At 68.5% G+C, this 13,834-nt stretch carries 10 protein-coding genes and 1 riboswitch; of the genes, 3 read left to right on the top strand and 7 right to left on the bottom strand.

Annotated features, from left to right (window positions below; all coding sequences use genetic code 11):
* Positions 1-39 precede the first annotated feature (39 nt).
* The 5 genes from ACQP2E_RS07860 to ACQP2E_RS07840 form a co-directional block, all read right to left on the bottom strand.
* Positions 40-2,361, bottom strand: coding sequence for a penicillin-binding transpeptidase domain-containing protein (locus tag ACQP2E_RS07860; RefSeq protein WP_433829330.1), 2,322 nt, complete (start codon positions 2,359-2,361; stop codon positions 40-42).
* 6 nt (positions 2,362-2,367) lie between these two features.
* The gene (locus tag ACQP2E_RS07855; RefSeq protein ID WP_433829328.1) at positions 2,368-2,979 is read right to left on the bottom strand and encodes a hypothetical protein; all 612 of its coding nucleotides are present in this window, start codon (positions 2,977-2,979) and stop codon (positions 2,368-2,370) included.
* A gap of 2 nt (positions 2,980-2,981) precedes the next feature.
* Positions 2,982-4,043, bottom strand: coding sequence for a 16S rRNA (cytosine(1402)-N(4))-methyltransferase RsmH (rsmH, locus tag ACQP2E_RS07850; protein WP_433829326.1), 1,062 nt, complete (start codon positions 4,041-4,043; stop codon positions 2,982-2,984).
* A gap of 251 nt (positions 4,044-4,294) precedes the next feature.
* Positions 4,295-4,726, bottom strand: coding sequence for a division/cell wall cluster transcriptional repressor MraZ (gene mraZ / locus ACQP2E_RS07845; protein WP_111648770.1), 432 nt, complete (start codon positions 4,724-4,726; stop codon positions 4,295-4,297).
* A 503-nt stretch (positions 4,727-5,229) separates the two neighbouring features.
* Positions 5,230-6,066 (bottom strand): C40 family peptidase, encoded by an 837-nt coding sequence (locus ACQP2E_RS07840; RefSeq protein ID WP_433829324.1) that lies wholly within the window; start codon positions 6,064-6,066, stop codon positions 5,230-5,232.
* A gap of 6 nt (positions 6,067-6,072) precedes the next feature.
* Positions 6,073-6,254, bottom strand: a riboswitch (cyclic di-AMP (ydaO/yuaA leader).
* Positions 6,255-6,642: 388 nt separating this feature from the next.
* Here ACQP2E_RS07840 and ACQP2E_RS07835 point away from each other — a divergent pair.
* The 3 genes from ACQP2E_RS07835 to ACQP2E_RS07825 are packed head-to-tail and all read left to right on the top strand — an operon-like array spanning position 6,643 to position 9,362.
* Positions 6,643-7,863: a MurT ligase domain-containing protein gene (locus ACQP2E_RS07835; protein ID WP_433833832.1), complete on the top strand. Its 1,221-nt coding sequence runs from the start codon at positions 6,643-6,645 to the stop codon at positions 7,861-7,863.
* Entirely contained in the window at positions 7,853-8,566 is a 714-nt protein-coding gene (locus ACQP2E_RS07830) for a type 1 glutamine amidotransferase (RefSeq protein WP_111648771.1), read from the top strand. The genes ACQP2E_RS07835 and ACQP2E_RS07830 overlap by 11 nt, the downstream gene beginning before the upstream one ends.
* Before the next feature lie 43 nt (positions 8,567-8,609).
* A complete protein-coding gene (locus ACQP2E_RS07825) occupies positions 8,610-9,362 on the top strand; it encodes a TVP38/TMEM64 family protein (RefSeq protein WP_433829321.1) in 753 nt (250 codons plus the stop codon).
* Positions 9,363-10,278: 916 nt separating this feature from the next.
* Here ACQP2E_RS07825 and ACQP2E_RS07820 read toward each other — a convergent pair.
* On the bottom strand, positions 10,279-10,500 hold the full coding sequence (locus ACQP2E_RS07820) for a hypothetical protein (RefSeq protein ID WP_433829319.1): 222 nt from the start codon (positions 10,498-10,500) through the stop codon (positions 10,279-10,281).
* Between the two features lie 416 nt (positions 10,501-10,916).
* Positions 10,917-13,712 carry a leucine--tRNA ligase gene (leuS, locus tag ACQP2E_RS07815; protein ID WP_433829317.1) on the bottom strand — a complete coding sequence of 932 codons (2,796 nt, stop codon included), beginning with the start codon at positions 13,710-13,712 and terminating at the stop codon, positions 10,917-10,919.
* Between the last annotated feature and the right edge of the window lie 122 nt (positions 13,713-13,834).

The raw sequence follows: 13,834 nt of genomic DNA, 5'->3' as shown, positions 1-13,834 counted from the left end.
GTGCCGCACAGGTTCCCGTCAACGCCATGCGGCATGGGTTCATGGATGGATCTTGAAGGTCGGTGGCTTCGTACCGGACGGTGGCACACGGTAATGAAGCAGCGTGTAGGACATCATCTCGCTGAAGGCCGGCGCCGCCACCTCGCCACCGCTGCCGGTGGCGACGTCCATCGACACCGCGATGACGTACCGCGGGTTGTCGGCGGGCGCCATGCCGATGAACGAGCTGGCGTTGTGACTGGTGTACTGCCCGTCGATGAGCATCTTGCCGGTGCCGGTCTTGCCGGCGACCCGATAGCCGGTCACCGCGGCGGCGCCACCGGTGCCGCCCTTCGTGTCGACCACGGCCTCCATCAGGGTCCGCAATTGCGAGGCGACCTGCGGATCGAGCACCTTGTGCGTCTCCGGATCGGCGGCCGGGGTCACCTTGCCGTCCACACCGGAGATGGTCGACTTGATCAGCTGCGGCTGGATGTAGGTGCCGTCGTTGGCGATCGCGGCGTACGCCGCCGCCATCTGGATCAGCGTGGCCGAGACACTGTGGCCGATCGGCACCGAACCGGACGCCGAGCCGCTCCACTCCTCCGGCTTCAGCAGCAGGCCCTCGGCCTCACCCGGCATGCCCTCGCCGGTCGCCGAGCCGAGCCCGAACTTCTGCTGGTACTCGTAGATCTTGTCCTTGCCGAGCATGTCCCCGATCAGGATCGTGCCGACGTTGGAGGAGAGCGCGAGGAGACCGGGCATGGTCATCTCGGTGCCCTTGTCCATCGGGTGGGTGTCCTTGAAGGGCTCGCCACCCCGCTCCAGACCGGGTCCGATCTTGAGCGTGGAGTCCGGCGTGATCAGCCCCTCCTGCAGGGCCGCACCGAAGATGAACGCCTTGTGGCTGGAGCCCGGATCGGTGACGACGCTTGTCGGCACGTCGATCCGTTCCTGCGAGTCGTAATCCTCCGGCTTCGCCGCGTTGTAGGCCGGGTAGCTCGCCTGGGCGAGCACCTCGCCGGTCCGGGCGTCGAGCACCACGGCGCCGGCCACGGTCGCCTTCTTCTTCTCCGCCTCGGCGTCGAGGATCCGCTGTACTTCGTACTGCACGTCGCGGTCGATGGTGAGCTGCAGCGAGTTGCCCGGCTTCGCGGCGGTGAACTGCTCGTACCCGCCCGGGATCGGCGCGCCCAGGTTGCCCTTGCCGACCTCGAAGACCCGTTTGCCGTCGGTGCCGTGCAGCAGTTCGTCGTACCGTGCCTCGAGGCCTTCCAGACCGTGGTGGTCGTCGCCGGTGAAGCCGATCAGGTTCGCCGCGAGGTCCTTGCCGGGCACGTCACGCCGCTCATCGCTGTGCGTGTAGATGCCGGGCAACCCCATGCCCTCGATCTTGTCGGCGACCGCCACGTCCACACCGCGGGCCAGATAGCGGAACTTCAGCCAGCCACCCAGTGACTGTTTGCGCTGCATCAGCTCGATCAGCTTGGACTGCTGCACACGAAGCAGCGGTGCCAGCTTCGCGGCGACCTCCGGGATCTTCTTCTGAAGCTTCGCGTTCTCCGGGTCGACGTAGACGTACCGCGCCTCGACGCTGTGCGCGAGCACGGCGCCGGAGCTGTCCAGGATGCTGCCACGCGGCGCCGGAAGCTCGACCGTGCTCAGCCGCCGCTCCCGCAGTGCGAGCAGACTGGCGGCCTCGTCCGGGGACGTCGCGACCTGCAGCACCACGAGCCGCACGCCGATGGTGACGAAGAGGGAGAGCGCCAGCACCGTGCCGAGTCGCAGCCGGCGGGTGCCGCTCGCGAGCTTCGGCGGCTCGGCCGCCACCCTTTTCTCCGGCCGTCTCGGCCGCGCGGGCGGCCTTTTTTGGGTACGGGGGACAGCACGGTCCCGCGGAGTCCGGCGTCCACCGGCCCCGTCGTCCTGGGCAACGCGAGAACCGTCACCACGGCCACGAGTACGCGGCTCGGTGTCGCCGCCGGCCGGCTTGCGCTCGCGGGCCCGCGGCGCCGGCTCAGTGCGCCGGCCGGAGTCCTTGGTCCTGGCCGCCGCCGGGCCCTTGTCCTGTGCCGGGCCCTTGTCCTGCGCCGGGTCCTGATCCTGCGCCGGCTTTCGGCCGCGTGTCCGGGCCGGCGTCTCGCCGCCGTCCAGGACCTGCAGAGCCGGCCGGAACGGGTCGGTGTTCCGCCCGGAACGCGGTGCCCGGCCCCGCTCGGCCACGGTCCGTCCGCGCGGGGTGTAGGCACGGGCGTCACCGATGCTGGAGCGGCCACGGCGGCCCGGGTTCTCCTCGGGCTCCTCGGCGGGGAGGTCCCGCGACGAACCGCGCCGGGGCTGCGTACCCCGGCGCGGTGTCTCGTCGTCTGCTCGCGGCGACATGGTCGCCTACTGCCCGGCGCCCGAGGTAGCGGTACCGGCCTTGAGACCGCCCTGAGCGGTGACGCCCGGCTGGCCGCGACCCGGCGTCGGAATCCGGCTGATCTTGCCGTCCGGAAGCCGGATCATCGCCGGCGACTCCGCCATGACCAGGCCGAGCCGACGGGCAGCGGCGTGCAGGTTGCCCGGGTTGGACGCCTGGATGAGCTGCTGCTCCAGGCTCTGCTGCTGCTTGTCGAGGGCGGCCTGCTCCTTCTGGAGCGCGTTGAGCCGGAAGGACTGCTCCATCGTCTTGGTGTTGATCAGGAGGATGCCGAGCACACCGACGAGCACCAGAGCGATCACGGACGCGGCGAACGTCGCCCGTGGCGCCCGCATCGGCAGCGGCGGCGCCACCCACAGCCGCGGACGGCCGGTGGTGGACGGTTCGGCCGCTGTCACCGACAGTTCGGTCACCTCGAGTGCGAGCGCTGCGGTGCCGTCGGATTCCGGCTTGCTGCGACGCGTTGTGCGTACCGGCTCGGTCTCCCGGCCGCGGCTGGTCCGGTTCACCCCCCGGGTGCCCGTGTCACGGGACGCCGCACGGCCCCCCGACCGCGGCGCGTCGTATCGCTCGCTCATGCTCACCCCTCCCCCTCGTTCGCCCCCGGGCGTAACCGCCCTTGTTTCCCGCGCGTTGACAGTCGGGGCCGTTCGCGGCCGGTCCCCGATGCCTGGTCCTGCTCGTCCAACCGCTCCACCGCGCGCAGTTTCACCGAGGCTGCCCTCGGGTTCTCCGCCACCTCGGCCTCGCTGGGCAGCTCCGACCCCCGGGTCAGCAGCTTCAGCGTCGGACCGGTACCGGGAAGCTCGACCGGAAGGTCGATCGGCCCGGTGCTGCGCGACCTCGCGGCAAGGGCGCGCTTCACGATCCTGTCCTCCAACGATTGATAACTCATCACCACAAGCCGGCCCTTGGCCGCCAACGCATCCAAAGCAGCCGGAACCGCACCCTCAAGAGCGTCCAGTTCGGCGTTGACCTCAATGCGTAGTGCCTGGAAGGTCCTTTTTGCGGGATTTCCACCCGTTCGGCGTGCGGCGGCGGGGATCGCGTCCTTCACCAGTTCGGCCAGGCGCGCCGTCGAGGTGATCCGGACCTTCTGCCGTTCCCGCACGATCGCCGAGACCACCCGCGGCGCGAACTTCTCCTCGCCGTACTGCCGGAGGATGCGAACCAGCTCACCCGGCTCGTACCCGTTGACCACGTCCTCGGCGGTGACACCTCGCGACTGGTCCATCCGCATGTCCAGAGGGGCGTCCTGCGAGTACGCAAAACCGCGGTCCGCCTCGTCCAGCTGCAACGAGGAGACACCGAGATCAAACAGTCCGCTGTGGATCGCCGGAATGCCGAGCTCGCCGAGAACCCGCGGCAGCTCGTCGTAGACGGCGTGCACCAGGTGGGTGCGATCGCCGAAACGGATCAGGCGGTGACGTGCGTGAGCGAGCGCCTCGGTGTCCCGGTCGAGTCCGATGAGGATCACATCGGGGTACCGCTCCAGGACTGCTTCGGCGTGCCCGCCAAGACCCAGCGTGAAGTCGACGTGAACGGCGCCCGGCAAGGTGAGACCCGGGGCGAGCAGCTCAAGACAGCGCTCGAGCAGCACCGGCACATGTGTGCCTCGCGGCTCCCCCATATTGACCCCCATAGCCCTGCCCGAACACGTCGCACCCTGGTATTGCCTTCAACTTCGGCCGTTCTTGCCGGCCCGGCCGCCAGTCCGTACCGCCAGATCCCCATCCGCTCTGTCCCGTGCGGGCCTTTCCCTGACAGGAAGGCCGACCCCGGACACGCGCCTGGCGCCGGGGAAGAGGCGCCAGGAGCGGGAGCGGCTGGAGATCTCGCAGTACGGCGGCAGTGGCGTCCGGACCGCACAGCGGCCCACCGAGGTGCCACGCCTTACAGTCCGCCGGGCAGCACCCCCTCCTCGATGTCGGCGAAGTCTTCCTCGCTCGCCATGAGGTAGTCGTCCCAGGACTGCTTGTCCCAGATCTCGACGCGAGTGCTGGCACCGATCACCACGAGGTCGCGGCCGAGGCTCGCGTACTCCCTCAAGTGCGCCGGGATGGTGACCCGGCCCTGCTTGTCGGGAACCTCGTCGTGCGCGCTGGCGAAGAACACCCGGCTGTAAGCCCGGGCCGCCTTGTTCGTCACCGGCGCCTCACGCAGCTGACCGGCGATGCGCTGGAACTCCGGCATCGGGAACACGTACAGACAGCGTTCCTGTCCTTTGGTGATCACGACACCTCCCGCCAGCTCATCACGGAACTTCGCCGGGAGGATCAGCCGGCCTTTTTCGTCCAGGCGCGGGGTGTGTGTGCCGAGGAACATCGGCTCAACCCCCCTTGCCTTGGCGTCGCGTCCCTTCGCGGTGGAACGGTCTCGCCTGTCAACTCGGGCCGGCAGTCCCAGGTCGGTTCCTCGGCCCTGCCACTGCGCCCCACTCTACTCCACTTCCCTCCACCTGCAACCCGAATGAGGTCGCTCGCGAGCCCTTTTCGCGGACGTAGTTCCTGGTCAAAGGCGGTGGGCCGAAGTGGAGGGCGCAACCATGATCAACGGGGTCTGGTTTCCGACATCGAGCACAACAGGTCCGATATCTCCACGTTCACAGTGTGGGAGCGGCCCCTCAACCACCTGAGTGGAGGAAAAGGGAGGCCTCCGGTGGAGCACAGTGGAGGCCTTTCGGCAACGCGTACCGAAGGAGAAACGCCTGTGGGGCGTGACCCAGGAACGGGCCACACCCCACAGGCGTGATCTCAGCCACGGCACCACCATGCCGCCGCCGGTCTTTCCTTACTTACTGCGCTGCTGCGCCAATGACACGGTCGCGATCAGGCGACCAGGCGCCGCACGACGTAGTTCGAGTTCCAGATCTTGTGCTTGCCGACCCGGGCGCCGGTGTGCGGCGAGTCGTAGATGTAACCGTTACCGGCGTAGATGCCGGCGTGGTACCCGTACGAGCCGTTCCGGAAGATGATCAGGTCGCCGATCTGCTTGTTGCTCTTGGCGACCTTCTTGCCGTAGCTCTGCTGCGAGTTCGCCTTGTGCGGCAGCGACTTGCCCGCTGCCTTCTTGTAGACGTACTTCGTGAACCCCGAGCAGTCGAAACGCTTGGGGCCGGACGCGCCGTACTTGTAGAGAGCGCCCTTGTGCTTCTTGGCCTCGGCGAGGATCTTGGCGCCGCTGGCCCGGACCTTCACCGTGGTCTTGACGGTGGTCACCGTCTTGTAGCCCGAGCCGTTGAAGATCGTCCGTACCTTGTACGTGTTCTTCGGCGCGTACTTGAGGGTGACCGTTCCGTTCTGGTTCTTGACCTTCTCGGTGTCCCACGTACGCCACTTGCCACCGACATAGCCCTGCAGACGGACCGTGCCCTTGGCGATCTTGCCGGTACGCGGGTCGATGACCTTGGCGGTCACCTTGAGGGTGGAACCCCACTTCAGGTTCCGGGTGTTGGCCTTGGCAGACAGCCTGGGCGTGACCGTCGCCGCCGCGGCCGAAGCCGTGGTGGTGCTGGCGACCTTGATGACCGGTGTGGTGCTGGCGGCCGCGGCGGGTGACGCGGTGACCAGCTGCCCGGCGCAAAGGCAGAGACCCAGAGACAGTGCGACAGTGCCGGCAGCGCGCGAGGAGTTGCGGCGGCCATGGCGCGAACGAAGTTCGTGCACGGTTGAGAATTCCCTCCGGCACGCCTGCGAGGTTAGCTGTCGGGTTCGGGCGGGAAGGTGTGCCCGGTCGCCGAGGCGACTTCACCCCAAGGTCGTCCCGTGATCGCCGCGTGGAGCCGCGGCGCGGGACGGACCGTAAATGGGTCCCCCGTCCCTGCCCCCAGATGCCTGTTCGGTGTTCCGGTGTTCCTGCGGTCGCACCATCCAGCTCGGGGCAGGGCTCGGCGTTAGCCAGGCTGGTACGAGCCGGCGAGCGGATGCCGCCGGCTCACCCTTGGTACCTGACCGTCCGCGTGATCGTTAGCCCCGAAAATGTGACGCAGAGTGATTGGCACATTTGTTGATGTCCAGTTTGTTACCGGGAGGAGACAAATGCCATTACTCAAAGCGGTCACCTGATCACGATCAGTCGAGAGTTACGGGTGAAACAGAACACACAATTAGTCGTCACTCCCACCGGATCCTTGGTCAAAACGACGAGACCGGCACAAACACAAGTCGCACGCGATCTTGACCGGTCGGCAACTGGACGTAACCTTTCGGTCCGGTACCCTCGCTGGCGTGACGGACGGGAAGATGCCTCTTATCGCCAAGGTCGCGACCACCGCGTCGAAGACCGCTGCGGCGCTCTCCAGGGCCGCGGGACGCGGCGACGGTTCGGTGATCGGGGGCTGGATCGGCCTCAAGATCGATCCGGACCTCCTGGCTCACCTTTCTTCCGGCCGGGCTGTGGCGCTCGTCTCCGGTACCAACGGTAAAACCACCACCACTCGACTCACCGCGGCCGCCGTCGGCGTGCTCGGCCGGGTCGCCACCAACTCGTTCGGCGCGAACATGCCGACCGGCCACACCTCGGCGCTGGCGAAAGAGGGTCACACCCCGTTCGCCGTGCTCGAGGTCGACGAGCACTACCTGGCCCAGGTGATCGAGGCCACCCGGCCCAAGATCGTGGCGCTGCTCAACCTCTCCCGGGACCAGCTGGACCGGGCCAAAGAGGTGTCGATGATGGCGCAGCTGTGGAAAACCGCGCTCGCCAGCCAGCAGCACATCAAGGTGGTGGCGAACGCCGACGACCCGATGGTCGTCTGGGCGGCCAGCGGCAGCTCCCAGGTCACCTGGTTCAGCGCCGGCCAGCGCTGGCTCGACGACTCGTTCGTCTGCCCGGAGAGCGGCCACCCGATCGAGCGGGCCAACGGCGACTGGTGGTGCACCGGCTGCCCGCTGCGCCGCCCCCGGGCCAACTGGTCGGTCGAGGACGAGGGCGTGATCGACCCGCGCGGTGACTGGCACCTGGTCAAGCTCCAGCTCCCCGGCAAGGTCAACATCGGCAACGCGGCCACCGCGCTCGCCGTCGCCGCCGAGTTCGGCGTACGCCCGATAGAGGCGCTGCCCCGGCTGGCCCGGGTGACGTCCATCGCGGGCCGGTACGCCCAGGTCGACCGGGACGGCCGCAACATCCGGCTGCTGCTCGCCAAGAACCCGGCGAGCTGGCTGGAGGCGTTCGACATGGCCGAGCAGGCGCCGACGCTGCTGTCCATCAACGCCCGCGACCCGGACGGCTTCGACACCTCATGGCTGTACGACGTCGACTTCGCGCCCCTGCGCAACCGCCCGGTGCTGATCACCGGCGACCGCGCGTACGACCTGGCCGTCCGGCTCCAGGTGAACCAGGTGCCGTTCCGGCACGTACTCAGTTTCGACGAGGCGCTGCGGGCCGTTCCGCCAGGCCGCCTCGAAGTGATCGCCAATTACACGGCGTTCCAGGACATCCGAGCGGAGTTGGACCGTGTCAACTGAGTCTCTGCGGATCGTGTGGATCTACCCCGATCTGCTCTCGACCTACGGCGACCGGGGCAACCTGTCGATCCTGGCCCATCGCGCGGCCGCCCGGGGCATCCCGGTGGAGACCTACGAGGTCCGCTCCGACCAGCAGATGCCGACCTCCGCTGACATCTACCTGATCGGTGGCGGCGAGGACGGGCCGCAGGCGCTGGCGGCCCAGCGGCTGCTCACCGACGGCGGTCTGCACCGCGCGGTCAACCAGGGCGCCGCGGTTCTGGCCATCTGTGCCGGTTACCAGCTGTTCGGCCACTCGTTCTTCGCGAAGGGGGCCAAGTGCGCGGGATTGGGACTGCTGGACATCTCTTCGGACCGGGGCGTCACCCGGGCCGTCGGCGAACTGCGAGGCGACATCGACCCGCGACTCGGGCTGCCGCCTCTCACCGGATTCGAGAACCACGGTGGGCGTACCCACTTGGGAGCGCAAGCGGCTCCCCTGGCGCGAGTCACCGCGGGAGTGGGCAACGACGGCCAAACCGAGGGAGCATGGGCCGGGAAGATTCTCGGAACGTACTCACACGGACCGGCGCTCGCTCGCAACCCAGCTATAGCCGATCTGCTACTGCGCTGGTCAACAGGCGCGGATAGGCTTGCGCCCCTGGATGACACCTGGGCCGACCGGCTCCGGCAGGAACGGCTGGAAGCAGCAAGCGCGGTCTGATTTTTTGTTCGGGAACCGACGACAGTTGGGGCGGTACGCCTGCATGACCGACATCCTGATCGCCCCGCGGGGCGTAGTGACGAACTCCGCGGACCCTCAGGACGCTCCGATCAGCTGGAAGCGCCGTCTCATCCGTTTCGGAACACTCGGCGGCGTGGTGGGGGCCCTGGCGATCGCGGCAGCGACGCTCCCGCTGCGCGAGATCGGCGACAGCGTCGAGACCCTCGGCGCGGTCGCGCCGGCCGCCGTCGCGGTGGTCGGCGGCCTCCTGCTGTCGGTCCTGGTCCCCCGCACCATGATCACGCTGCTCTGCGGCCTCCTGCTCGGCGCCGCAACCGGCGCCCTGGCAGCCCTGGCCGCGGCGATCATCGCGGCGACGGCGACGTACTACGCCGGCCGCTGGGCCGGCCGCGGCGCCCTGAAAGCCCGCGCCGGCAGCAAGCTGGACCGTCTGGACGGCTGGCTGAACCGCCGCGGTCTTTCGGCCGTCCTGCTGGTCCGCTTCCTGCCCCTGGCCCCGTTCGGCCTGGTCGGTTACGCGTACGGCACGACCAGCGTCTGCCGCAAGCGCTACCTGCTCGGCACCACGATCGCGGCAATCCCGTCGACGGTGACCTACGCGGTGATCGGCGCGGCGGTGGCCGCCCCGGGCTCGATGAACGCGGCAACCCTGGCCCCGGCCGCCATCGGCTTCGCCATCTCGACCGCGATCGTCCTGCGCTGGCGCTACACCTCCCGCCGCGCCGCCGCAGCAGCCGCAGCAGCCGCCGTCGTCGTCGCGCCGGTGATGGCCTGAGGGGCCGCTTCTCCCACCAGCTTTATGCCGGGTGCCGTGTGGCAGCGCCGGCGGTGGTTTGACGTTCCGCTTTCCCATTCGCCGCATGCCGGGGGCTGCTGTCGTCGCGCTTAGCGGCCTCAGCGTTGTCGGGCGCCCACCGTGAGCCCTCAGCACGCCGAGCCGGGCGCCCACCGTGAGCCTCCAACACGCCCAGCCGGGCGCCCACCGTGAGCCCTCAACACGCCCAGCCCGGCGCCCACCGTGAGCCCCCAACACGCCCAGCCCGGCGCCCACCGTGAGCCCCCAACACGCCCAGCCCGGCGCCCACCGTGAGCCCCCAACACGCCCAGCCCGGCGCCCACCGTGAGCCCCCGGCAAGGCGGACCGTGCGATGGGAGCTGCACGGATCTTGAGCGATTTTGCACCTCAGAGGGACCGCAATCGCTCAAGATCGCCGCGGCGGGCCGGCCTTCGACCGCGACCGGCGACGCCCTCACGAGATCTTGAGTGATCCTGCACCCCATGATGTCGAAGATCGCTCAAGGTTCACGTGGCAGCGCAACCCCTGCACAAGCAAGCAGGACTGCCTCCCAGCGCGGCCGCTCTGCACAGCCCCGCTCCGCCCATCCCGCGCTCTGCCCCGCTCCGCCCGCCCCGCGCTCTGCCCCGCTCCGCCCGCCCCGCGCTCTGCCCCGCTCCGCCCGCCCCGCGCTCTGCCCCGCTCCGCCCGCCCCGCGCTCTGCCCCGCTCCGCCCGCCCCGCGCTCTGCCCCGCTCCGCCCGCCCCGCGCTCTGCCCCGCTCCGCCCGCCCCGCGCTCTGCCCCGCTCCGCCCGCCCCGCACTATGCTCCGCTCGGCTTGAATCTTGTGGAGTTCCCCGAAGACGTGTCCGCATAACTCCACAAGATCGAAGAGGTCCAGCCGATCTTGCGGAGTTACGCGCAAACGGTTCGCCGAAGTCCACAAGATCGGCGAAGCACCGCGCTCACCACGTCGGAACCGGGCACCACCGCGCTCACCACCTCGGAACCGGGCACCACCGCGCTCACCACCTCGGAACCGGGCACCACCGCGCTCACCACCTCGGAACTGTGAAGCACCGCGCTCACCACGTCGGAACCGGGCACCACCGCGCTCACCACCTCGGAACCAAGCACCGCGTTGGCCGAACCTCGGAGACCCGTAGGGGCATAGAACAACAGGGCATAGAACACCCACGAGTCTCCAAGATTCGACACTGTCCACCCGCTTGCCGTGGCAAAGCGTCACCACAGCGCTCTCAAACCACCCTGAACCGCCATGCCGCAGACGGCCGTCCCGCAAACTCGTGCACCTGTGGTCGATCAGCCGATCAAGCCGCACAAGCCGACCAAGCCGATCAAGCCGACCAAGCCGCACAAGATCTCCGAACGCGGCACCTCGCACCGAGAAAACACGACGCCACCCCGAACCCACTACCGCTCCACAAATGGCGAAGGTCGAGTCCGCCCCAAAGGGTCAAGAAACGCTCAAGTCCCCATCGAAAGGCCCGCCGCATAAATATGCGGCGGGCCAGTCAAAAGCCGGTGCGGTCTCAGATCACGACCGAGACCAGGCGGCCCTTCACCACGATGACCTTCTTGGGCTCGCGCCCGCCCAGAACCTCCGCCACGGCCTCCAGCGCCGCCGCCCGCACCTCGGCCTCATCCGTCTCCGGCGAGACCTCGACACGGCCGCGGACCTTGCCGTTGACCTGCACCGGGTACGTGATCGAGTCGGCCACCAGCTGCGCCGGGTCGGCGACCGGGAAGTCCGCGTACGCCAGTGTGCCTGAATTGCCCAGCTTGCCCCACAGCTCCTCGGCCATGTGCGGCGCGAACGGCGCCAGCATCAGGACCAGCGGTTCGATCGCCTCGCGGGAGACGGTCGGCAGCGGGGTCAGCGTGTTGGTCAGCTCGATCAGCTTGGCGATCGCAGTGTTGAACCGCAGCTCGGCCATGTCCTCGCGTACCCCGGCAATGACCTTGTGCAGGACCTTGCGGGACTTGACGTCCAGCGGCGCGTCGGAGACGCGCGAAGCGCCGGTCTCCTCGTCGACGACCAGGCGCCAGGTGCGCTGCAGGAAGCGCTGCGAACCGACGACCGCGCGGGTCTCCCAGGGGCGGGAGACGTCCAGCGGGCCCATCGCCATCTCGTAGACCCGGAACGTGTCGGCGCCGTACTGGTCGCACATTTCGTCGGGGGTGACCACGTTCTTCAGCGATTTGCCCATTTTGCCGTATTCGCGGTTAACCACGAAGTCGCCGTAGTGGTACTGACCGTCGCGCTCCACGACCTCATCGGCGGGCACGATGACACCGCGGGCGTCGCGGAACGCGTACGCCTGGATGTAACCCTGGTTGAACAGCTTGCGGAACGGCTCGAAGGACGAGACGTGGCCCAGGTCGAACAGCACCTTGTGCCAGAAGCGGGCGTACAGCAGGTGCAGCACGGCGTGCTCGACACCGCCGACGTACAGATCCACGCCACCGCTGTCGCCGGCCGAGCGCGGGCCCATCCAGTACGCCTCGTTCGCCGGATCGACCAGCTTCTCGTCGTTGTGCGGGTCCAGGTAGCGCAGCTCGTACCAGCAGGAGCCGGCCCACTGCGGCATCGTGTTGGTCTCGCGGGTGTACATCTTCGGCCCGTCGCCCAGGTCCAGCTCGACCTGCACCCAGTCCTTCTTGCGGGACAGCGGCGTCTCCGGCTCGGTGTCCGCATCCTCCGGGTCGAAGGTGCGCGGCGAGAAGTCGTCCACGTCGGGCAGCTCTACCGGCAGCATCGAGTCGGGCAGCGCGATCGGCAGGCCGGTCTCGTCGTACACGATCGGGAACGGCTCGCCCCAGTACCGCTGCCGGCTGAACAGCCAGTCCCGCAGCCGATAGGTGGTCGCGCCGGAACCCTTGCCGTTCTCCTCCAGCCAGGCGATCATCGCGGCCTTCGCCTCGGCAACCTCCTTGCCGTCCAGCCACTCACTGTTGATCGCCGGTCCATCTCCGGTGAAAGCACCTTCAAAACCTTCAGGCGCTTCGACCGTACGAATGATCGGCAGTTGGAAGACCTCCGCGAAGGCCCAGTCGCGTTCGTCCTGGCCGGGGACCGCCATGATCGCGCCGGTGCCGTAACCGGCCAGCACGTAGTCGGCGATGAAGACCGGGATGCGTGCCCCGTTGACCGGATTCTCCGCGTACGCGCCGGTGAAGACGCCGGTCTTGACCTTGCCGTCGGCGGTCCGCTCCTCCTCGGTCTTGGCGGCGGCCTGAGCCCGGTACGCGGTGATCGCCTCGGCGGGGCTCTCGTAACCGCCGGTCCAGACGTCCTTCGTGCCGTTCGGCCAGGCGCCCGGTGCGATCCTGTCGACCAGCTCGTGCTCGGGCGCCAGAACCATGTAAGTGGCGCCGAACAGCGTGTCCGGGCGGGTGGTGAAGACGGTGATCTTGTCGGTTCCCACCGGGAAGTCGACGTGCGCGCCCCGGCTGCGGCCGATCCAGTTGCGCTGCATCAGCTTGACCGGTTCCGGCCAGTCCAGCGTGTCCAGGTCGTCGACCAGCCGGTCACCGTACGTGGTGATCCGCATCATCCACTGCTTCAGGCTGCGCTTGAAGACCGGGAAGTTGCCGCGCTCGCTGCGGCCGTCCGGCGTGACCTCCTCGTTGGCCAGCACGGTGCCCAGACCGGGGCACCAGTTGACCGGGGCCTCGCTCATGTACGCCAGCCGGTGACCGTCGATCAGCGTCCGGCGATCAGTGGGCGACATGTCCGCCCAATCGGGGTTCGTCCTTTCCTGCAGCTCGATCAGCTCGCTGATCGGCCGCGCCTTCTGGACTGAAGGGTCGAACCAGGAGTTGAAGACCTGCAGGAAGATCCACTGGGTCCAGCGGTAGTACTCCGGGTCGGTCGTCGAGAACGAGCGCCGCTCGTCGTACGCCAGACCCAGGCGGCGCAGCTGGTGCTTGTACCGCTCGACGTTGGCGGCCGTGGTGACCGCCGGGTGGGTGCCGGTCTGCACCGCGTACTGCTCGGCGGGCAGGCCGAACGCGTCGAAGCCCATCGGGTGCAGCACGTTGAAGCCGGCCATCCGCTGGAAGCGGGTGTAGCAGTCGGTCCCGATGTACCCCAGCGGGTGCCCGACGTGCAGGCCGGCGCCGGACGGGTACGGGAACATGTCCTGCACGTGCAGCTTGGGTGCTCCGGCACGCGGGTGGGCCGGGTCGGCCAGCTCGCCGACCGGGTTGGGTGCCTGGAACGTCCCGTTCTCGGCCCAGTAGGCCTGCCAGCGCAGCTCGATCTCGCCGGCCAGCGCGGCGGTGTAACGGAACGGCGGGGTCTCGGTCTCGCTCATCTTCACCATCTCGTCTTTCAGCAGCTCTTCTTGTCGAACAGGGAGCTGAAGGGCATAAAAAAGCCCCTCACGCAGGAGGGGGCGCCGTGCCTGGTCCGTCTTAACGGATCAGCACGGCCGGCTAAGGAGCA

The organism is Actinoplanes sp. CA-015351, assembly GCF_050955685.1.
GTDB lineage: Bacteria > Actinomycetota > Actinomycetes > Mycobacteriales > Micromonosporaceae > Actinoplanes.
Note: the sequence above shows the minus strand (reverse complement) of the source record. Positions and strands in the feature narration are given on the sequence as shown.